This window comes from Candidatus Accumulibacter vicinus, assembly GCF_000584955.1.
Classification (GTDB): domain Bacteria; phylum Pseudomonadota; class Gammaproteobacteria; order Burkholderiales; family Rhodocyclaceae; genus Accumulibacter; species Accumulibacter vicinus.
In genome coordinates, this window is record NZ_JDSS02000007.1 from 16699 (window position 1) to 17513 (window position 815).

An 815-nucleotide genomic window follows, 5' to 3' on the forward strand; every position below is an offset into this window, starting at 1 on the left:
CGCGCAGTCGATCAGCGCACTCATCAACTTGCGGCCGACGCCGTGCTTCTGCCAGTCATCGGCGACGGCCAGCGCAAACTCGACGGATTCGCCGTCCGGGTTGGTGACATAGCGGGCGACACCGATCTGCAATTCCTTGCCATCGGCGTCGGGGAGGGTTGCCACCAGGGCCATTTCCCGGTCGTAGTCGATCTGGGTGAAGCGCACCAGCATGGTCTGCGTCAGTTCCCGGATGGTATCCATGAAACGGTAGTACTTGCTTTCGTCGGACAGGCCGATGACGAATTGCTGCTCGCGTTCGGCGTCTTCCGGGCGGATCGGGCGGATCGTCACCGTCCGGCCATCCGGAAGTTCCCAGTCCTGGATCAGATGCACCGGGTAGGGGTGGATTGCCATGTGCGCATAGCGGTCGCCCGAAGGCGCCGCATAATCGATGACGATGCGCGCGTCGGCGGCGATCCCGCCGTTCTCATCGACGATCAGCGGGTTGAGATCGAGTTCCTGCAACCAGGGGAGTTCGCAGATCATCTGCGAAACATGCAGCAGCACGTCTTCGAGGGCTTCAAGGTTGACCGGCGGCATGTTGCGGAATTCGCCGAGCAGTTTGGAGGCGCGCGTCGAGGCGATCAGGTCTCGTGCCAGAAAGCGGTTGAGCGGTGGCAGGGCAACTGCCCGGTCGCTGAACACTTCGACTTCGGTACCACCGGCGCCGAAAGTGATGATCGGACCAAAGATCGGATCGCGCGAGACCCCGATCATCAGTTCTCGACCGTTCGGTCGCGCCAGGTACGGTTCGATCGAAACGCCATTGACGC

Annotated in this window: 1 protein-coding gene; it reads right to left on the minus strand. The window is 62.1% G+C overall.

All coding sequences use genetic code 11. From position 1 onward, the window contains the following. Window positions 1-815 (minus strand): GNAT family N-acetyltransferase (locus tag CAPSK01_RS02075; protein ID WP_273702905.1); only part of this gene is annotated, 815 nt, incomplete at both ends.